Raw genomic sequence first — 16875 nt, 5'->3', positions numbered from 1 at the left:
ACAGGGTACCATCAAGTGGGAGGTCGGGAGGGGGAGCGGGCCGGTGCCGCGATTTTCCGTCAGGAAAATTCTGACAAAAGACTCTGCCGCGCCTGAGCGAAGCGAAGGTCTGACAAAAAGCCTCTACCGTCCAGCGCTGGTCACGACATCCACCGCCGTGCCGCCGCCGCGGCGCGGGGCGAAGACGATATAGTAAGCGCCCTCATCGCGTTCGCGGAAACCGCCGAGCACATTATTGCCATGGCGCAGCTGATGTTCGGACGAATAGCCGGCGCGGATCGCGCGCGTATAATACCAGTCGATCAGGCGATCCATTTCCGCCGAGGAGCGGAAGCTGACGACGCGCATCCGGCATCCGGCTTCATCATAGCCCGCCGCTTCGGCGACTTCGGAGCCCGGATAGGGATTGAATTCGGGCGGCAGGGACGAAGCCCAGGCCATGCCATATTCAACCGTACCATCGCAGACATCGACATCGGCGGCCTGGGTTTCGGCCATCGCGCCAAGCGTCGTTTCGCCCTGGCCCGCACTGCGGCCGACCCGTTCTTCGCCCTGGGTCGGTTCAGGCGCGGAGAGCAGACGGCCACCGTCGATCGCCGCCTGCGCGTCGCTGACCGTGTGCAACGTTTCGGGGATCGGCGCGCCGCTGACGGCATCGCCGGGCAGCGCCGCATTGGTGTTGGACTGGCCGGCCAGATCCTGATCGACCATGATCTGGTCTTCGAGCGCCGTGGTGAGCGCCGGATCGCTATTGTCGGCCTCGCCGAGCAGGGCCTCGTCCATCGCTTCGGTATCGGTTTCCGTTTCGCCCGTGCCGCAGGCGGCCAGCGACAGGCTCAGCGCGGCGGCCGCGCCAATCGCAAATCTGTTCGCGCGCATCATGCAATTCTCCCAACAGGAAGTGCAGATTTCGCGCGAAAAGGTTATCAACGCATTGAAAAAAATGGTTAACCGGTAACGTTCCGGTAAGTTTTCGGCCGGTTAACCACCTTTTCGGACGGCTTGGGGCGCGATTACTCGCCGCCGGCCGCAGCCCAGCGATCGCCTTCCGTGGCCAGTGTTACCGAAGTTGCGCCGCCGCCCAGCCGCTCACGCGCATATACCGATGCTGTTTCCGATGCGTCGTTTCTCAACCGCGCGAGCATGGCGGAGATCGTCATGCCGTTCTGCGTAAAAGCCTCACGGTAGAAGGCGAGCACCTCGGCGGGGCTGTCACTTGTCGTGAAGCGATACACATCGCGCTCACCGTCGCCGGCCTTGCCCGCTTCGATGTCAGCTTCGGCGACGCCGGGATAGCGGGGCGTACCATCAGTGAAATTGGCCGCCGGGTCGCTATTCGTCGATCCCATGTAAACAAGCACGGAGACTTCGGTCCCCGCCGAGCGCGTATTCGCGTCGATCGTCGCGCCACCGGAGCCCTCGGACGGCGTGGCCGCGATCTGCGTGCTTTCGACGCTCAATCCCTGCGCTTCGATCGATCCAAGGTAATAATCATAGACATCCCCGATCGAATCGCCGGTTTCGAACTCAACCTGCGCTTGGTCGAGGATGGTGGTTTCGCTTTCGAGCGTCGCCGAATCGAAATCGGGATATTCGGGGAGGCCATTATCGAAAAGCGCAACGGGTTCGGCCGCGCTTTCTTCGCCTTCGGTTTCCACCGTTTCATCCTGCGCCTCGCCCTCCGGCGCGCCGCCACAAGCGCCGAGCGCCACGGCGGCGCACAGCAAAACAATCGTCTTTTTCATAAACCCCCTCCGATTACCCCGTGATTTGAACGATCTAATCGCGCGCGGGCAACGATGGCAAGTCCGGCCTTATCCGCCCTCGCCGCCGATCACCGTGACCATTGTGCCCTCGCCCGGCACGGCCGTCGCCGTAATCTGGACGCCGCCATTGCCATCGGCGCGATTGCCGATAATCGTCTGCGCATCGCCCATGTCCATCGTCGCGCCGATTTCATAGCCGGCGCTCGGCAAGGCTTCGCGATAGAAGGCAACAACATCGGCCGGCGTATCGGAAGTCTGGAAGCTCCAGAACTGCCCCGAGCCGCCGTCCGGGCCGGTTGCGTTCATCTGCATCCCCTGGCTGTCGGCCGCGCCCGGATAGGGCGGCAGCCCGCCGGCTGCAGCCGATCCGATATCGCCGGTCGTTATCACCGCTTCGCCATCTTCGCTGCGAAATGTGACCGTGTCGTCGCCACTGCGCTCGACCCGCACTTCCTCGCCATCCGCGCCGCGATAGACCTGTTCGTCCGATCCGCCACAGGCGGCCAGAGCCAGCAAGCCGATCGTCGCAATTGCATATCCTGTCCGCATGAAATCCCTCCCCGTCATGTCAGTGTCTTGCATTCTTCGTAGCATAGCGCCCTTGAATGACGGGGCCTAGTGACCCATATCACTAATACAGTGATTATCTAACCGAAGGTGCTCGCAGATGCTCAATATCCTCTCGATCCTGGCCGGACTTGTGGCGGCCGTGCTCGCCTTTGTCGGCCTGATCCCGCTCCTGGGATGGGTCAATTGGTTCATGCTGCCGATCGCCTTTGTCGGTCTGATCCTCGGCTTTCTGTCCGACAGCAATTTCGGCCGCAATCTCAACATCATAATCCTCATCGTCGGCGGACTGCGCCTGATGCTCGGCGGCGGGATTATCTAAAGGCTGAAATTGTCGATCAGGCGAAGCCGCTGCCGGCATCGCGCGGCTTGTGGCGGATCAGGCGCGACGTTGCGACCGCCGCCTGACGGTGGACAACTGCGACCCGGTAATCGGGATCGGTCACCATTTCGAGGAACGCGCCGGCGTTCGGATAGAGGGCGACGAAGGCGGTATCCCAACGCTCATCTTCCGGACCGATCACGATCGATTGCGGCTCGCCCGACCACAGCACGGTGCCGCCGACCCGCTCGAAGATCGGCCCGCTGTCGCGCCCGTAATTGGCATAGGCCTCGGCCCCGCTCAGCGCCGCTCCGGCCAGCGGATGATCTTCGGGATAGGTGGCTTTTTCGCGAAACCGGACAAGGTTCAGCATCGCCACGGGCTGATCGCGGTCGAGCGCCTTGAAGGCTTCGAAATTGGTCCGGCTTGGGTCGACATAGCTTTCATCGGTCATGCGCCAATCGTCGCCCGATGCCCGCTCAGCGTCAAGCCGAAAGCGGTGAGGAGCCGCCCCGTCTGCTTGCGTCGCGCCGCAATTCGCGGCACAAGCCAAGGCCATGGGAAAAGCACGATGGATCGCCGCTGCGGCGGCCGGGACTGCTGCGGTCGCCGCCGCCGCCTATTATCTGAACGAGCGCAATAGCGAGAAGCCCGAATATGACCTGCTCGTCGAGGAGGGCCGTTTCGCGCTGCGCGCTTATCCGGCGATGATGGTCGCCGAAACGATACAGGATGGCCAGCGCGAAACCGCGCTCGGCAACGGATTCCGTCTACTCGCCGACTATATCTTCGCCCGCTCGCGTCCGGGGCCGAAGATCGCCATGACCTCTCCGGTCCTGTCCGACCGCGCCCGCGACGGCGAGGGTTGGCGCACCCGGTTCGTCATGCCGCGCAAGCTGCGCAAAACCGAACTGCCAGACCCCGCGCCCGGCGTGACGCTCGAAGAGCAGCCCGCGCGCAAGATCGCCGCGATCCGCTTTTCCGGGAGCGCCGACGATGCGATGCTCGCGGAAAATGAAGCGGCGCTGCGCGAATGGATGGCGGCGAACAGCCTGGAGCCTGCCGGCGACGCCGAATATGCCTTTTACAATTCGCCCTTCATCCCCGGACCGCTGCGCCGCAACGAGGTGCTGATCCCGGTCGCCTAACGGCTTTTGCCGTACCGCTTCAATGCGATGTTGCCCGCGATGATGATCGCCGCGGCCGCCATCAGAAAACCGGTTACGCCGCCGATCATGACCGCAAGGATCATGGCGAAGCCGAACGCGCCCAGACCGATCGAGGCGGGATTGAGGCCCTCCTTGCCGCTCGCGCTGCGCAACAGGTCGTCCATCCGCGTTTCGAAATTGTCGGGTGTCGCGATTCCGGACGACCCTTCATTCTCGCCCGGATCCGCTTGCGTGATATCCGTGTCCGGCTCAGCCATCCGCTGTTCGACTTCCCGCACGGCGTCGCGCGTCGCGATGTCCGCGCTGGGGTTCATGTCGCAGGCCTGTTTGGGCGGCAGATTGGTCGCGGTGTCGAGCACGATCAGCTTACGGCCGCGCTCGATAACCTTGTATTGCGTTGGCGGTGCGTCCACTCCGTCCCTCCGCCGGCCAGTCTAGGCTGGCGCGCGCGGCAGGGAAAGAGTGGGCAGCGTGAAAGCGGCTATTCGCAGCGCGCGTCGCTCCGGTCGATTTCGCGGCCGATCAGCGCGCCGGCGACACCGCCGATGATCGTGCCGGCGGCCCGGTTGCGCCCGCCATCGATTTCGCGGCCGATCAACGCGCCGGCGGCCCCGCCGACCAGAAGGCCGACCGTTCCGTCGTCGCGGCGGCAGCGATAGCGGCCGTCCCGATCGCGCCAGACGCGGCCGCGATAATAATCGTCGTCATCATAATAGGCGATCTGGGTCAGGCCCTGTTGCGGCGCGGCCCAACCATCCGCGGCGACGGCCGGCGTGGCAATGGCAGCGGCAGCAAGGGCGGCGGAAGCCAATATTTCGGTACGCATCGAAGACTCCTTTCGAAGAAACCTATGACAATTCGACCCCGCGCGAGCAATGATTAGCGATTGCGAGATGAACCGGCGGCAACGGCTTGCGCGTGCTGGATGAGCCGTGCGGCGCGTGCGACGAACACCGCGCGTTACGGTCAACCCTCATCGACGCGCACGAAGCGCTGCTCGTTGCCGAGCTCCCAGGTCGTGCCGCCGTCCCGCGATATTTCCATGCGCGACTGGAAACGGTCCGGCTCGACGGCATAGCGGGTGAAACGCAGCATCATCGTCGTGCCATCGGCCATCGGCGTGTTCGGCGTCGTCCGCGTCTCGCTCGTATCGGGGCCGATCATCCGCCACAAATGCCCGTCGGCCGCGACCGAGGCCATCTCGATCTCGCTGCGGTTCGGCCGCACGAAGAACAGGATCGCGGCCGACTGGTTGAGCTCGGGGATCGTGCTCATGCCGGAAACGACGCGATCCCGCACCACCCAGCCGAACCGGTACTGGCCGGCAAAGGTGCGCTGCACCGCGCCGTCGGGGCCAATGAAGTCGGTCTCGACATTCCATAGCCCGACCACATGGCGCAGCTGTTCGACCGCCTGTTCGGCGGGCTCGGGCGGCGGCGCGGCGCTTTGCGCGGCCAGCGGCAGCGATGCCGTGGCCATGGCGAGCGCGGCGGCGGTCCGGAATAGCAGGCGCATCGTTCATCTCCCTCAGACGCGACGCCTTATTGCGCAAGATGCGCGGCCATGCCCAGCGCTTTTCGATGAAGGGCTGTCCGGATTGGATAGCGGCGGGAGGGGAAATGCCGGGGCGGGACCGTTCGGGATCGCGGGAGGGGGGCGAACGGCGTTCGTCCGCCCCGGCACCGGACGAGAGGCGCCTAGCGGTCGCCTTCGCCCAAAGTCACGAGCCCTTCGCGATAGCCGCGCTCGGCCATTTCGCCGGCATAGTCGCTGCGCGCATCGGCAAGCTCGTTTCGATATTCGGCCCAGGCGTCGTTGCGGTCCTCAGGGTCCGTGGCGCGCGCGAGATCGCTCTGCAGTTCCTGTTCGGCCTCGAAGACGTCGGAGAGATAATCGAACCAGTAATCATTCTCGACGCCGGCGATCGGCGCGCGCAGCGGTTCTTCATCGGACGGGTAGCCGCGATCATGCGCGGCGGCGGGCGCGGCGATCAGAATGGCAGACGCAAAGGCAAGCGACGGGATACGCATAACAAATCTCCTCTGGAGACCGGACAATAGAACCCGGTCAGGAGCGTAACGCGCATGCCGCCCCAACCGGTTCCCGCCGCGCGGCCAGCGGAGCGATGCGTAAGACGAGCGGCGTGATGCTTGGCTCAGCCGTTCCCGCGCTTCATCGCTTTCATAAAGGTCGTCGCGCGCTCCGAGGGCGCGGCCAGATCTGCGTTGTATCCGATCCGCATTGTAGCGCGTCATCGCACCTTCGTGCTAGGCGAAGCGATCAGGGGGGAGGCACGTAATGGGCAAGATCTTTCTGTCCTATGCAAGCGACGACCGGAAACTGGCCCGGGATATTCAGGCGCGGTTGCGCCAGCACGGCCATGACGTGTTCTTCGACGAGGACGCGTTGAAGCCTTCCGACGGCTATGACCGGATGATCCGGAACCGGATCGCGAAAAGCGATGTCATGGTGTTTCTCTGTTCGCGCGCATCCCTTACCGAGGGCCGCTACACGCTGACCGAACTCGAAATGGCGCAGCGCCAATGGCCAAACCCCGAAGGCCGGGTGCTGCCCGTGCTTATCGAGGACGTCACCTTCGATGACCTGCCAAGCTATATCAAAGGCCTTTCCGCCTATCGCTACAAGGGCGATCCAGTCTCCGAGGTCACGCATCTTGCGGAAGAGATGGTATTCGTTCGCAGGCGCAAGCGACGGCTGTCGATCGGCATGGCGTTGGGCGCGGCGGCGCTCGTGATCGCGGCGATCCTGCTCGTCGTGAACCAGCTCGGTGGAGAGGAAGGCAGTCCGGTCGAATCCGGCGCGGCCGATAGTGAAACCACCGCAGCGCCGGCCGAACCGCCGCCCGAGGCCGCACCCAATCCGATGGACCAGAGCCTGCCCGTCATCGTGCTCACGGGTCGCGACATCGCCCGGCGCGCCAATTTCCAGACGGTGCGCGAACGGCCCGATGAACATGCGATCTGCCCGGGTCGCAATTTCAACGTCTATAACGGGTCGAGCGAGACGCTGCTCCTCGCCATCGCCTTCAAGAACAGCTCTGGCCGCGAGACTCTCGCCCCGCTGGCGCCCGAAGACCATGTGGTGCTGACGATGCTCGACGTGCCCGGCAGCTATGAGGCCGATGACGGCTATTATCTGATGGATGTGCGCAGCGATAATGTGCTGCATTTCATCCAGGCGCTCGATGTGATGTGCCTATGATAACCGGCAGGGCGGTGCCCCGCCGGTTATCGGGCCTCAGCGATTATCGCACTGCGGCCGCACCGCATCGAGCCCCTTGCGGCTGATACGATACGGCCCGCCGCCCCGGCTGATGATCAGTCGGCGCTTCTTCAGCTTCTTGAACACGGCCATGGTGCAATCGGAAAGCGCATGGCCCTCCCGCGTGAAGCAGGTGATCTTGACGATCCGCCCGCGCGAGCCATCCATGGTCGGCGCATGGTCATGCGCGATATGCCCGCCCTGGGCGAGCACGTGCAGCGTGCGCTGCTCATATTTCGAAATATTCATCGGAATCGTAACCCCGGGGCCGTATCGCCGGCCCCTTGCTGAGGTGGACAGGCGCAGCCGATCCGCGCCGCGCCTTACTGCACGCGACGGGCTGCTGCGAACCGACGGATCACCGGGGGTATCTGCCCCAGGCCGTCACTCAGCGGATTACAATCTCTTTCATAAACACTCTGCAAAGGTTGCGGCGGCGGCGATAGCAGCCTCACAGGACATTATCCAGCGCGCGCCGCTATCGCTCCACGCTCAGGCTTTCCGATAGCGTAACCGTCATCGCGTCTTCCGCCTCGCCGATCACGATATCGGCAAGCCGCCAGTCAGCCCCCTGCTGCGCCCAGACATAGCGGACGGTGCGCGGCTCGCCGAAATTCTCGAACCGCGCGATCACCGCGACCAGCCCCGGCGCGATCTGTTCATGGGTGATCGCGAGTTCGGTGATCTCGGCATCCTGCCCATCGACATGCCAGGCGAAATCGAGATTGGGCGCCAGCCCCTCATTCGCCTCGGCCGCGGCACGCTCGGCGGCGAACAGCGCGGCAAGCTCCTCGGTCATCGGCAGCGGCGGGTTTAGCGTATCGACAGCGAAAGGATCGTCATAGAGCGCGGCAACCTGGGCTTCGAGCGCGGCGGCCTCCTCAGGTGCGATGCCGGCATCGGGCAGCGCGACCGTCTCGCCAGCGTCTTCCACGCTGGCGTCCGCTTCCCCGGCGACGTCCGGCGCGCCACAGGCCGCGGCCAAAGGCAGCACGGCAAGCGGGGCGAGGGCCAGGGGAATGCGAATCATGGGCGCAGTCTAGCCCTCCTTCGACGCGCAGTGAATGCACAGCGCGGCCTCAGGCCGCACCGCAAGCCGCTTGGGATTGATCGCGCTGCCGCAGCGCACGCAAATCCCATATTCGCCATCCCCGATCCGCGCAAGCGCACGCTTCACCGAGGCGATCTCGCGGGTCACGAGCAGCGCCTGCGCCTCAAGCGATTGATCATCCTCCATCTCGACCGCCTGTTCGGACGAATCCGCATTGAGCGGCTCGTCGAGATCGCGTTCGAGATGCGCCATGCGCGCGGTCAGCTCGGCGAGCTGCGCATCGAGTCGGGTTTGAGCGGCATCGATATCGAGCGTGGCTTCGGTCATCGGACATATCCTCCTGCTGATTGTTTGCAGCGATTCTAGGGGCAGGGCGGACAGACGGCTTTGATCTGGCTCAAATGGCTCCGGAACGGCGCGAAAGCGGAGCAGGTTTAACGCGATCTTTGCGCCCGCGCGGGCATGATGGTTCGCATGGCGCGTCCGAAAAGACCCTATCGCCGGTCCTGGCACGGAGCCCATCGCGAAGCGGCGGTCTACAGCCGCGCGAGTCGCCGGCGGATGGCACGCCCGCGGCCGCGCAACGATATCACCCTGCCCTATCTGCTGATGATCGCGCTGATCGTCGCGATTGTCGGCAAGTGGGCGCTGGAATTTGCAGAGCGGCGCGTGGCGCCCGCCGACACCGCCGCCCAGCCTTTCACCACCGCGCCGTCCGCGAGCCCAAGCTTCGCCATTTGCGGATCGGGGCCGCGCGTGAACTGCGTGGTCGATGGCGATACATTCTGGATGCGCGGCGAGAAAATCCGCATCCTCGATATCGACACGCCTGAACTCTCGCCGCCACGCTGCGCGGAGGAGGAGCGGCTCGGCGAAGCGGCGAAGGCGCGGCTGCACGCGCTGCTCAACAGCGGCGCTGTGACGCTCGAACGCGCCGGCCGCGACCGGGACCGCTACGACCGCCTCCTGCGCCGCGTGCATGTGGACGGGCAACCCGTCGGCGACATGCTGATCGCCGAGGGCCTCGCCCGGCCCTATGGCGGCGGGCGGCGCAGCTGGTGCGGGTGAGCGGGTATGCGGTTTCGCGCCGGTTTTGCTTTTTGCGCGGCGCGGCGCTATCGAGCGCGACCGTTCCACACAATATAGGAGGCGAAGATGACGAACCATCGCGACTATAACGACCTCCCGTCCTTTCGAGGTCATCGCCAAACGCCGTAAGGGCTTCCCGTCCGAAACGCAGGTCAAGCGCGGGCTTCGCGCCGTACGCGGCGGCGAGAAGGAGCTTCTCGAAAAGCTCGGCCGCAACGATCTGTGCCCGTGCGGGTCGGGGAGAAGATTTCAAGAAATGCTGCCTCAAGTCCGGCCGCTTTCGATGGTTCGGAACGGCACGATTACTGGCGGTAGGCCGGCTTAACCCGATCTTGACCGCATCGCGCTATGCGCGGCGCGTGGAGTTTTCGCTCATCTATCCTCTGATCGGGCTCGGCGCGCTGGCGGGCTGTCTTGGCCTGTTCCTCTATCTCGGCCATCGCAGCAGCCGGCGCGACCTGATTTCGCCGCCCGAATTCGGCCAGAGGCATTTCGGACGGCGCGAATATGGCAAAAGGCCGCCCGTGCGGCCCGCACCGCGTCCCGAACCAAAGGCAGTAGCGCCAAAACCGCCTGCCGCGCCCGATCCGCTGCCCGAGCCCGAGCCCGCGCAAAGCCCGGCCGAACTCGTCGCGGCGGTCAGCGCGCCGGCGCCCATGATCGTGCCCGACGCTCTGCCGGAGGCGGACCCGACGGCCGTCTGGCGGCGCGAGGGGCCGGCGGGCACGGCGCGGCTCAGCGAGGCCTGCTACACGGCCGATCAATATGCCGAGCGCGAGGTAAAGGCGCTGCTCCTGCAAAACCGCTACGACCGCGCCATCCGCCATGTCCGCGGCGCGCTGAAACTGCCAGCGGCGGAGGCGGAAGCCTATGTCGCGCGGCTCGCGCATCAGTTGCGGCTTTGATCCGGTTGACACTGGTTGACACAGGGCGGGGGTAGGCCAGAGCCATCGTCACGCTGTGTTGGACGGGCGCGCATTGGCGGAAATCCAGGATTATCGCGCGAAGCTTTGCGCACGGATGCGCGCGACCCGTGTGACCTTCCGAATGGGGTACCGCATGCGCGAGACCGGACGGCGAAAATCGGTTGGTTCAACATATGCGCTCATCATAACCGATTTGGCACACTGTAGGACAGCTTTTCGACACAAGCCTTCGCGCGTGGAGTCAACTCAGGGCAAATGGACATCCACGGACAAGACATCGTCATCCCAGCGGAGGCTGGGATCTCAGGCCGTTGGGCGGATCGCTAGCCGCCAGAGATTCCAGCTTTCGCTGGAATGACGGATGAGGAAAACCTACCAGCTCGTAATCCGCGCCTTGATGCCATAGGCGTCGCAGAACGCCTTGAGGCGGTCGACGGCTTTGAGGTCGCCTTCGAATTCGGCGTGGAGCAGGGCGGCGGCGAGGCGGGGGACGTCTTCGGCGGCAATCGTGCAGAAGCGCTCATAATCGCCATCGCCATGCACCGCTTCGACGACCGGTCCAGTATCATAGCTATCGATCGCGAGATTGCCGTTCTTGTGCAGCGTCAGCCCGACCGAGCGCCCATGCTTCCCCGCCTCCCGCGCCAGCTCGACCATCCGCCCCGGCGCAATCGCGACGCCGTTCCAGGACGTGCGTTTGGGGGGCATGCTGTCGGACATGGGCGGGAGGATAGGATGGGTAAGGCCGGAAGGGAATGGGTGCCGCTTTACGGATCAGCGCGGACACGCTATCCGGCGCTCCCCAACACATGAGCACAGCGATAGGAGGCGAAAATGTCCAAATTCGATAAGCATGACGATCTGCCGTCCTTTCGAGGTCATCGCCAAGCGGCGTAAGGGCTATCCGTCCGAAACGCGGGTGAAGCGCGGACTACGGACGGTGCGCGGCGAGAAAGAGCTGCTCGAGAAACTCGGCCGCAATGATCTGTGCCCCTGCGGATCGGGGAAGAGATTTCAAGAAATGCTGCCTTAAATCGGGCCGGTTTCGATGGTGCTCGGCGCAACGACTATTGGCGCTAGAGACTTTTCGGGTTTTCCAACAGTGCTGGCGGGCGCATGTGCCTGCCGGCCCAATAGATGAATGAGGTGTCCCATGTTGATATATTGGATGACGACGCCTTCGCCCTGGAACTGATCGGGGCGACAGGCTCCTGAGCCGGCCGGCGCGTATGCGCGCCCGGCCTTTCCATTTCGACCATGAAAGCGCGCGCCGCTGGCGTGTCCGCGCCGCTGCGCGCGTCGTCGAGGGCTTTATGTATATACGATTTGTCACGCCCGAGCCCGCCAATCGGCGGCGCGGGCATTATGGCCTCTTTGCGCCGGCGGTGTCCCTTTCGTACGATTCCCGGACGCCCAAGGCGCACAGGCTGGCGATCCGGGAGGAGCTGGACTGGTTCAATGCGAACCTGCCCATCCCCTCATGGCGCTCGTTCAGTGTGAAATCGCGCGGGCGCTATTATGACGACGGCATTTGCTGGTTCCGCGACGATGCACGGGACATGGTTCGGCACGCCTTTATCCTGAAGGCGCTGCTCGACGATCTCGGCATTCCGATCGGCCGGTTGCACACCGAGCAGCCCGGCCAGATCCTCTATCGCGACGACTGGCAGATTGTCGCCAAGCCGGAGGCCGCCACACCGGTGCGGTGGGCGTGAAAACGTCCACCGCATCTCGGGTGGCGCTAGCGTTCCGCGTCAGCCCGACCGAGCGCCCATGCGCCCCCGCCTCCCGCGCCAACTCGACCACCCGCCCCGGCGCAATGGCGACGCCGTTCCAGGATGTGCGTTTGGGGTGTGCTGTCAGACATAGGCGGGAGGATAGGCAATGTGGGTGCAGCGGGCAGATAGAGATGGGTCCGGAACGATGGGAAGGCGGAGGAATTCGGAAAGAGTTTTGTGCACTGTGACTACAATCCCTTATTCCGAGCTTTCAGCCGAATCCTCGTCTGCACTGTCTGCGACATGGAGATATGCGCTGACACCCTTTCTCACTTTGATCCAGGTTTTACTTTCTCTCTCTTCGGCGCGTGCTATGATCTTTTCTGGATTGAGGTCACCACGTTCAACGACCTCAAATCCATTACGATCCATTCTCAAAATGAGTCCGCGATAAGTTATCGCGGCTAGAGCAGATATTGCAGCGTAGGCGTATTGTCGCAACGGGTCCGGAACATCTAAATCGTCAAAAACAATACGCTTTTGATGTTTGGCGCTCATAGCAACCAAGTATACAGACATATTCATGCCGGTTGTTGTGTTATTCGACAGAAAGTTTTCACCGTAATCTTGATTGTCCGCGAACTTAGATTCATCGTTGTCCATAAGACTTTTTAGGTTGCTTTCGAGAGTCTCGCGAATTCCCTCAATTCCAGGATGAATTGTAACAACTTCTTCAAATAAATCCTCAATTCTTTTCAACAAGTTTTCAGATGTTATTTGGATTGCTTCAGATGAATCTTCTAGTGATGCACTAGCTCCCTCAATGCCCTGAAGATTTGAAGTTAGTTGATTATTGGAAATCATCGAATAAAATATCGCAACAACGGCAAGAATCAGTGATGCAATTGACGCTGCAAAAGCAATAAATCGAGCAAGGGAATCGCCATCTGGCAAGCGCCACAAGATTGCGCTCATCACCATTATCAATACGGCAATCGCCCACAGCAGATGTATGCGAATTACCTTTTCGCTCGGCATCCCCTACTCCGCCGCGACGCTCTTCTCGCCGAACATGTCTTCGCCTTCCTCTTCGCCCTCGTCGTCGTTGGCCTTGCCTTTTTTGCGCTCGTCGAAGCTGTTCCAGACCTGGTTCCAGTCGCCTCTGGTCGCGCCCTTCGAATACTCAGTGGCACGCGTTTCGAAGAAGTTCGCGTGCTCGACGCCATTCAGCAGAGGCGCGAGCCAGGGCAGCGGGTGGTCGTCGATCATATAGACGGCGGGGAGGCCGAGCTGGCCGAGGCGCCAGTCCGCGATGTAGCGGATATAGCGTTTGATCTCCTTGGCCGTCATGCCGGGCACCGCGCCTTCCGAAAATGCCAGATCGATAAACGCGTCTTCGAGCCGCACCGTCTTCTGGCAGCAATCGATGATATCTTCCTTGACCTGCTTGGTCAGGCAGTCCCGCTCCTCGCAAAAGGTGTGGAACATCTTGATGATGCCTTCGCAGTGCAGACTCTCGTCGCGCACCGACCAGCTCACAATCTGCCCCATGCCCTTCATCTTGTTGAATCTCGGAAAATTCATCAGCATGGCGAAGGAGGCGAAGAGTTGGAGCCCCTCGGTGAAGCCGCCGAACATGGCGAGCGTCTTGGCGATATCCTCGTCGCTATCGACGCCGAATTCGTTGAGATAATCATGCTTCGCCTTCATCTCCTCATATTCGAGGAACATGCTGTACTCGCTCTCCGGCATGCCGATCGTATCGAGCAGGTGGGAGTAGGCGGCGATATGGACCGTCTCCATGTTGGAGAAGGCGGTCAGCATCATCTTCACTTCGGTCGGCTTGAACACGCGGCCATATTTGTCGTGATAGCAATCCTGCACCTCGACATCGGCCTGGGTGAAGAAGCGGAAGATCTGCGTGAGCAGCGCGCGCTCATGATCGGTGAGCTTCTGCGCCCAGTCCCGGCAGTCCTCGCCCAGCGGCACTTCTTCCGGCATCCAGTGGATCTGCTGCTGGCGCTTCCAGAAATCATAGGCCCAGGGATATTCGAAGGGCTTGTAGGTCTTGCGGGCTTCGAGAAGGGACATTTGGATTACTCTCCTGAGCTAAAAAACTATATGGTGATCGGGTCGATAAAATCGACCGAAATGATGCGGAAGGCGGGCCAGCCGGTGTTCATCGCCGGTTCCTGTACACGACGACTTTCTTGCTACTCCGCGCGCCGACGCCGAGGAACACGATGCCGACGAAATAGCCGAAATCGTACCAGCCGCCGTTGTTCGGCACCGCGTAGATCGCGACCGTGTCGACGAACAGCGAGACGATCCAGGCGACCGGGAAGATAAAGCCGTGCCACACGCCGAGCCAGAAGCCCGGCGCCGTCTCCGCCACCGCCCCGCCCGATTGCTGCGCCGCGCAGGCGGTGAGCAGCAGGGCGACGCCGAGGGTGGCGAGAAGGCGGGAATCAAGGCGCGCCACCTTAGCCATTTAGAATACTGAATATGCGATCCGGCCGGTGAGAATTGTATATCTCTGCCTCATCCTCACCTATCACGTAATGCGAGATTTCGTGCTCGCTGGTTGTGGAAGCCCAAGCATGATTCAAAAGGCCCTTATATGTGTTCAAAGCGGCTTCCGATTTCCAACGCACTTCCAGACGGCCTTTATGGTCGTGCAGTTCGACCAAATGCTCTAAGAAAGCCTCATCAACAGCTGCACCTACAGCATAAGCCAATGTCATGGCGACGCGCACATTGAGTCCCCCATGATCATGTCGCGTACAAGGAATGCCCCAAGTATCGAGCCAGCGGACCTCATCGGAGATGGGAAGACGAGCTACTGACACGCCAGACACTCGTCATAATCGGTGCTCTCGCCGGTCGCGAGTTCGACCTGTTTGGGGTCGAGCGTATTGTCGGCTTCCACGCCGCCGGCAAAGCCTGCGCGCTGCACGGACTTGCTGCGCAGATAATAGAGCGACTTGATGCCGAGCTCCCAGGCGCGGAAGTGGAGCATCAAGAGGTCCCATTTCTCGACATCGGCCGGGATGAACAGGTTGAGGCTCTGCGCCTGATCGACATAGGGCGCGCGGTCCGCGGCAAGTTCGAGCAGCCAGCGCTGGTCGATCTCGAAGCTGGTCTTGAAGCTTTCCTTTTCCTCCGCGCTGAGGAAATCGAGATGCTGGACGCTGCCGCCTTTTTCGAGGATCGAATTCCAGACATTGGCGCTGTCCTTCGATTTTTCCTGCAGCAGCTTCTCCAGATACTTATTCTTCACGATGAAGCTGCCGGACAGCGTCTTGTGCGTGTAGATATTGGCCGGGATCGGCTCGATGCAGGCGCTGGTGCCGCCGCAGATGATGCTGATCGACGCGGTCGGCGCGATCGCCATCTTGCAGGAAAAGCGCTCCATCACGCCCTGATCCGCCGCATCGGGGCAGGGGCCGCGCTCGTTCGCCAGCATCATCGAGGCTTCGGACGCCTTGGTCTGGATATGTTTGAAGATTTTGAGGTTCCAGCTTTTCGCCAGCGCGCTTTCGAAGCCGAGGCCGCGTTCCTGCAGGAAGCTGTGGAAACCCATGACGCCAAGGCCCACCGAGCGCTCTTGCTCGGCGGAATATTTGGCGCGCGCCATCTCGTCCGGCGCGCGGTCGATATAGTCCTGCAGCACATTGTCGAGGAAGCGCATGACATCCTCGATGAACATCGGGTCTTCGCTCCACTCGTCCCAGCGCTCAAGATTGAGCGAGGAGAGGCAGCAGACGGCCGTGCGGTCGTTACCATGCTGGTCGATGCCGGTCGGCAGCGTAATTTCGGAGCAGAGATTGGACGTCGAAACCTTCAAGCCCACATCGCGCTGATGCTTGGGCATCATGCGGTTCACGGTGTCGTTGAAGACGATATAGGGCTCGCCTGTCGCGAGCCGCGTCTCGACCAGCTTCTGGAAAAGACTGCGCGCATCGACGGTCGCGCGGACGCTGCCATCCTTGGGCGATTTGAGATCGAACTCGGCCCCGTCGCGCACGGCTTCCATGAACTCGTCGGTGACGAGCACGCCATGATGCAGGTTCAGCGCCTTGCGGTTGAAATCGCCCGACGGTTTGCGGATTTCGAGAAACTCCTCGATCTCGGGATGCGAGATATCGAGATAGCAGGCCGCCGACCCGCGCCGCAGCGAGCCCTGGCTGATCGCCAGCGTGAGGCTGTCCATCACGCGGACGAAGGGGATGATGCCGCTGGTCTTGCCATTCAGGCCGACCGGCTCGCCGATCCCGCGCACGCTCCCCCAATAGGTGCCGATGCCGCCGCCGCGGCTGGCGAGCCAGACATTCTCGTTCCAGGTGTTGACGATGCCGTTGAGGCTGTCGTCGACGCTGTTGAGATAGCAGGAGATGGGCAGGCCCCGGCCCGTGCCGCCGTTGGAAAGGACAGGCGTCGCCGGCATGAACCAGAGCTGCGAGATATAATCATAGAGCCGCTGCGCATGCTCGGCATCGTCGGCATAGGCCGATGCAACGCGCACGAAGAGATCCTGATAGCTCTCATCGGGCAGCAGGTAGCGATCCTTCAGCGTCTCCTTGCCGAATTCGGTCAGCAGGGCATCGCGGGATTCGTCTTTTTCGATCGGATGGAGCTGCGGCTTGATCGCCTTGCTCGAAAGCTCCTCCTTGTCCGATTCGCTCGTGTCGACAACATCGTCCATCGATACTTCGCCGTTATTCGCCAGATCCATCAGCCTAATACCCCTTTATCCATCATCCCCATATAGGGATGTTCCTACTTCGTTCGAGTCGGAAATTACCTTCCTACACCCCTTTTGTGGCCTTGCGGGAACAGATTCGATCTTGTCCCCGATATCCACATAACCCTGTTCGGAAGGGCGAGTTTTCCACTATCGCTTAGCGCGATTAGACCACTAGCTATAGCGTGACCCCCCGGCCGAACCACTATCCATAGTGTATTAACCATGAGTCCCAGACAAG

The 16875-nt window shown here is 62.1% G+C and carries 25 protein-coding genes; 8 read left to right on the top strand and 17 right to left on the bottom strand.

The window, feature by feature from the left end; all coding sequences use genetic code 11:
• Positions 1-123: 123 nt before the first annotated feature.
• From Q0974_RS00790 to Q0974_RS00780, 3 genes are all read right to left on the bottom strand, one after another.
• Positions 124-882 (bottom strand): hypothetical protein, encoded by a 759-nt coding sequence (locus tag Q0974_RS00790; RefSeq protein WP_299321464.1) that lies wholly within the window; start codon positions 880-882, stop codon positions 124-126.
• A gap of 131 nt (positions 883-1013) precedes the next feature.
• Entirely contained in the window at positions 1014-1745 is a 732-nt protein-coding gene (locus Q0974_RS00785; protein ID WP_299321462.1) for a hypothetical protein, read from the bottom strand.
• A 69-nt stretch (positions 1746-1814) separates the two neighbouring features.
• A complete protein-coding gene (locus tag Q0974_RS00780; protein WP_299321460.1) occupies positions 1815-2348 on the bottom strand; it encodes a hypothetical protein in 534 nt (177 codons plus the stop codon).
• Between the two features lie 85 nt (positions 2349-2433).
• On the opposite strand from Q0974_RS00780, the gene Q0974_RS00775 reads away from it, so the two are divergent.
• On the top strand, positions 2434-2655 hold the full coding sequence (locus Q0974_RS00775) for a hypothetical protein (protein ID WP_299321459.1): 222 nt from the start codon (positions 2434-2436) through the stop codon (positions 2653-2655).
• Between the two features lie 16 nt (positions 2656-2671).
• On the opposite strand, the gene Q0974_RS00770 is transcribed toward Q0974_RS00775, so the two are convergent.
• Positions 2672-3109 (bottom strand): DUF1330 domain-containing protein, encoded by a 438-nt coding sequence (locus Q0974_RS00770; protein WP_299321457.1) that lies wholly within the window; start codon positions 3107-3109, stop codon positions 2672-2674.
• Positions 3110-3212: 103 nt separating this feature from the next.
• Between Q0974_RS00770 and Q0974_RS00765 the strand changes: the two genes are divergently transcribed.
• Complete coding sequence (locus Q0974_RS00765) at positions 3213-3803, top strand: heme-binding protein (RefSeq protein ID WP_299321455.1); 591 nt, start codon at positions 3213-3215, stop codon at positions 3801-3803.
• Here Q0974_RS00765 and Q0974_RS00760 read toward each other — a convergent pair.
• From Q0974_RS00760 to Q0974_RS00745, 4 genes are all read right to left on the bottom strand, one after another.
• Complete coding sequence (locus Q0974_RS00760) at positions 3800-4237, bottom strand: hypothetical protein (protein WP_299321453.1); 438 nt, start codon at positions 4235-4237, stop codon at positions 3800-3802. The two genes, Q0974_RS00765 and Q0974_RS00760, sit on opposite strands and share 4 nt — an antisense overlap.
• A gap of 68 nt (positions 4238-4305) precedes the next feature.
• Positions 4306-4650 carry a glycine zipper 2TM domain-containing protein gene (locus tag Q0974_RS00755; RefSeq protein WP_299321450.1) on the bottom strand — a complete coding sequence of 115 codons (345 nt, stop codon included), beginning with the start codon at positions 4648-4650 and terminating at the stop codon, positions 4306-4308.
• A gap of 140 nt (positions 4651-4790) precedes the next feature.
• Positions 4791-5339: a hypothetical protein gene (locus tag Q0974_RS00750; protein ID WP_299321448.1), complete on the bottom strand. Its 549-nt coding sequence runs from the start codon at positions 5337-5339 to the stop codon at positions 4791-4793.
• 182 nt (positions 5340-5521) lie between these two features.
• Positions 5522-5854 (bottom strand): hypothetical protein, encoded by a 333-nt coding sequence (locus tag Q0974_RS00745; protein ID WP_299321445.1) that lies wholly within the window; start codon positions 5852-5854, stop codon positions 5522-5524.
• 268 nt (positions 5855-6122) lie between these two features.
• Here Q0974_RS00745 and Q0974_RS00740 point away from each other — a divergent pair, with 268 nt between their 5' ends.
• On the top strand, positions 6123-7046 hold the full coding sequence (locus Q0974_RS00740; protein WP_299321444.1) for a toll/interleukin-1 receptor domain-containing protein: 924 nt from the start codon (positions 6123-6125) through the stop codon (positions 7044-7046).
• Positions 7047-7082: 36 nt separating this feature from the next.
• Here Q0974_RS00740 and Q0974_RS00735 read toward each other — a convergent pair whose 3' ends face one another.
• The 3 genes from Q0974_RS00735 to Q0974_RS00725 form a co-directional block, all read right to left on the bottom strand.
• Positions 7083-7355 (bottom strand): YjhX family toxin, encoded by a 273-nt coding sequence (locus tag Q0974_RS00735; protein ID WP_299321441.1) that lies wholly within the window; start codon positions 7353-7355, stop codon positions 7083-7085.
• Positions 7356-7584: 229 nt separating this feature from the next.
• Positions 7585-8136 carry a hypothetical protein gene (locus tag Q0974_RS00730; protein ID WP_299321439.1) on the bottom strand — a complete coding sequence of 184 codons (552 nt, stop codon included), beginning with the start codon at positions 8134-8136 and terminating at the stop codon, positions 7585-7587.
• A 9-nt stretch (positions 8137-8145) separates the two neighbouring features.
• Positions 8146-8484: a TraR/DksA C4-type zinc finger protein gene (locus tag Q0974_RS00725; RefSeq protein WP_299321437.1), complete on the bottom strand. Its 339-nt coding sequence runs from the start codon at positions 8482-8484 to the stop codon at positions 8146-8148.
• A gap of 234 nt (positions 8485-8718) precedes the next feature.
• On the opposite strand from Q0974_RS00725, the gene Q0974_RS00720 reads away from it, so the two are divergent.
• The 3 genes from Q0974_RS00720 to Q0974_RS00715 all read left to right on the top strand — a co-directional run bounded on the left by Q0974_RS00720 (position 8719) and on the right by Q0974_RS00715 (position 10151).
• Complete coding sequence (locus Q0974_RS00720; protein ID WP_299321435.1) at positions 8719-9225, top strand: thermonuclease family protein; 507 nt, start codon at positions 8719-8721, stop codon at positions 9223-9225.
• A gap of 97 nt (positions 9226-9322) precedes the next feature.
• Positions 9323-9571, top strand: coding sequence for an SEC-C metal-binding domain-containing protein (locus Q0974_RS16260; protein ID WP_366943550.1), 249 nt, complete (start codon positions 9323-9325; stop codon positions 9569-9571).
• A 34-nt stretch (positions 9572-9605) separates the two neighbouring features.
• A complete protein-coding gene (locus Q0974_RS00715) occupies positions 9606-10151 on the top strand; it encodes a hypothetical protein (protein WP_299321434.1) in 546 nt (181 codons plus the stop codon).
• 393 nt (positions 10152-10544) lie between these two features.
• Here Q0974_RS00715 and Q0974_RS00710 read toward each other — a convergent pair whose 3' ends face one another.
• Entirely contained in the window at positions 10545-10892 is a 348-nt protein-coding gene (locus Q0974_RS00710; RefSeq protein WP_299321431.1) for a hypothetical protein, read from the bottom strand.
• Between the two features lie 133 nt (positions 10893-11025).
• Between Q0974_RS00710 and Q0974_RS00705 the strand changes: the two genes are divergently transcribed.
• Both Q0974_RS00705 and Q0974_RS00700 read left to right on the top strand, forming a co-directional pair.
• Entirely contained in the window at positions 11026-11205 is a 180-nt protein-coding gene (locus tag Q0974_RS00705) for an SEC-C metal-binding domain-containing protein (RefSeq protein ID WP_299321429.1), read from the top strand.
• A gap of 196 nt (positions 11206-11401) precedes the next feature.
• Positions 11402-11887, top strand: a complete 486-nt coding sequence (locus tag Q0974_RS00700) for a hypothetical protein (protein ID WP_299321427.1) — start codon at positions 11402-11404, stop codon at positions 11885-11887.
• 261 nt (positions 11888-12148) lie between these two features.
• On the opposite strand, the gene Q0974_RS00695 is transcribed toward Q0974_RS00700, so the two are convergent.
• The 5 genes from Q0974_RS00695 to Q0974_RS00675 form a co-directional block, all read right to left on the bottom strand.
• Positions 12149-12928 carry a hypothetical protein gene (locus tag Q0974_RS00695; RefSeq protein ID WP_299321426.1) on the bottom strand — a complete coding sequence of 260 codons (780 nt, stop codon included), beginning with the start codon at positions 12926-12928 and terminating at the stop codon, positions 12149-12151.
• Positions 12929-12931: 3 nt separating this feature from the next.
• Positions 12932-13981 carry a ribonucleotide-diphosphate reductase subunit beta gene (locus Q0974_RS00690; RefSeq protein ID WP_299321424.1) on the bottom strand — a complete coding sequence of 350 codons (1050 nt, stop codon included), beginning with the start codon at positions 13979-13981 and terminating at the stop codon, positions 12932-12934.
• A gap of 88 nt (positions 13982-14069) precedes the next feature.
• Positions 14070-14381 (bottom strand): hypothetical protein, encoded by a 312-nt coding sequence (locus tag Q0974_RS00685; RefSeq protein ID WP_299321422.1) that lies wholly within the window; start codon positions 14379-14381, stop codon positions 14070-14072.
• Complete coding sequence (locus Q0974_RS00680; protein ID WP_299321421.1) at positions 14374-14739, bottom strand: hypothetical protein; 366 nt, start codon at positions 14737-14739, stop codon at positions 14374-14376. Before Q0974_RS00680 ends, Q0974_RS00685 begins: the two co-directional genes overlap by 8 nt.
• The gene (locus tag Q0974_RS00675) at positions 14730-16595 is read right to left on the bottom strand and encodes a ribonucleoside-diphosphate reductase subunit alpha (protein WP_299321513.1); all 1866 of its coding nucleotides are present in this window, start codon (positions 16593-16595) and stop codon (positions 14730-14732) included. The genes Q0974_RS00680 and Q0974_RS00675 overlap by 10 nt, the downstream gene beginning before the upstream one ends.
• Positions 16596-16875 lie beyond the last annotated feature (280 nt).

Source organism: Parasphingopyxis sp. (genome assembly GCF_028279465.1).
Lineage (GTDB): Bacteria > Pseudomonadota > Alphaproteobacteria > Sphingomonadales > Sphingomonadaceae > Parasphingopyxis.
Note: the sequence above shows the minus strand (reverse complement) of the source record. Positions and strands in the feature narration are given on the sequence as shown.

Coding starts and splice junctions, on each gene's coding strand:
- Q0974_RS00740 (WP_299321444.1), top strand. CDS start 6,123: ATGGGCAAGATCTTTCTGTCCTATGCAAGCGACGACCGGAAACTGGCC.
- Q0974_RS00780 (WP_299321460.1), bottom strand. CDS start 2,348: ATGCAAGACACTGACATGACGGGGAGGGATTTCATGCGGACAGGATAT.
- Q0974_RS00775 (WP_299321459.1), top strand. CDS start 2,434: ATGCTCAATATCCTCTCGATCCTGGCCGGACTTGTGGCGGCCGTGCTC.
- Q0974_RS00705 (WP_299321429.1), top strand. CDS start 11,026: ATGACGATCTGCCGTCCTTTCGAGGTCATCGCCAAGCGGCGTAAGGGC.
- Q0974_RS00700 (WP_299321427.1), top strand. CDS start 11,402: ATGCGCGCCCGGCCTTTCCATTTCGACCATGAAAGCGCGCGCCGCTGG.
- Q0974_RS00735 (WP_299321441.1), bottom strand. CDS start 7,355: ATGAATATTTCGAAATATGAGCAGCGCACGCTGCACGTGCTCGCCCAG.
- Q0974_RS00690 (WP_299321424.1), bottom strand. CDS start 13,981: ATGTCCCTTCTCGAAGCCCGCAAGACCTACAAGCCCTTCGAATATCCC.
- Q0974_RS00745 (WP_299321445.1), bottom strand. CDS start 5,854: ATGCGTATCCCGTCGCTTGCCTTTGCGTCTGCCATTCTGATCGCCGCG.
- Q0974_RS00770 (WP_299321457.1), bottom strand. CDS start 3,109: ATGACCGATGAAAGCTATGTCGACCCAAGCCGGACCAATTTCGAAGCC.
- Q0974_RS00695 (WP_299321426.1), bottom strand. CDS start 12,928: ATGCCGAGCGAAAAGGTAATTCGCATACATCTGCTGTGGGCGATTGCC.
- Q0974_RS00755 (WP_299321450.1), bottom strand. CDS start 4,650: ATGCGTACCGAAATATTGGCTTCCGCCGCCCTTGCTGCCGCTGCCATT.
- Q0974_RS00710 (WP_299321431.1), bottom strand. CDS start 10,892: ATGTCCGACAGCATGCCCCCCAAACGCACGTCCTGGAACGGCGTCGCG.
- Q0974_RS00725 (WP_299321437.1), bottom strand. CDS start 8,484: ATGACCGAAGCCACGCTCGATATCGATGCCGCTCAAACCCGACTCGAT.
- Q0974_RS00685 (WP_299321422.1), bottom strand. CDS start 14,381: ATGGCTAAGGTGGCGCGCCTTGATTCCCGCCTTCTCGCCACCCTCGGC.
- Q0974_RS00785 (WP_299321462.1), bottom strand. CDS start 1,745: ATGAAAAAGACGATTGTTTTGCTGTGCGCCGCCGTGGCGCTCGGCGCT.
- Q0974_RS00765 (WP_299321455.1), top strand. CDS start 3,213: ATGGGAAAAGCACGATGGATCGCCGCTGCGGCGGCCGGGACTGCTGCG.
- Q0974_RS00790 (WP_299321464.1), bottom strand. CDS start 882: ATGATGCGCGCGAACAGATTTGCGATTGGCGCGGCCGCCGCGCTGAGC.
- Q0974_RS00720 (WP_299321435.1), top strand. CDS start 8,719: ATGGCACGCCCGCGGCCGCGCAACGATATCACCCTGCCCTATCTGCTG.
- Q0974_RS00730 (WP_299321439.1), bottom strand. CDS start 8,136: ATGATTCGCATTCCCCTGGCCCTCGCCCCGCTTGCCGTGCTGCCTTTG.
- Q0974_RS00675 (WP_299321513.1), bottom strand. CDS start 16,595: ATGGACGATGTTGTCGACACGAGCGAATCGGACAAGGAGGAGCTTTCG.
- Q0974_RS00750 (WP_299321448.1), bottom strand. CDS start 5,339: ATGCGCCTGCTATTCCGGACCGCCGCCGCGCTCGCCATGGCCACGGCA.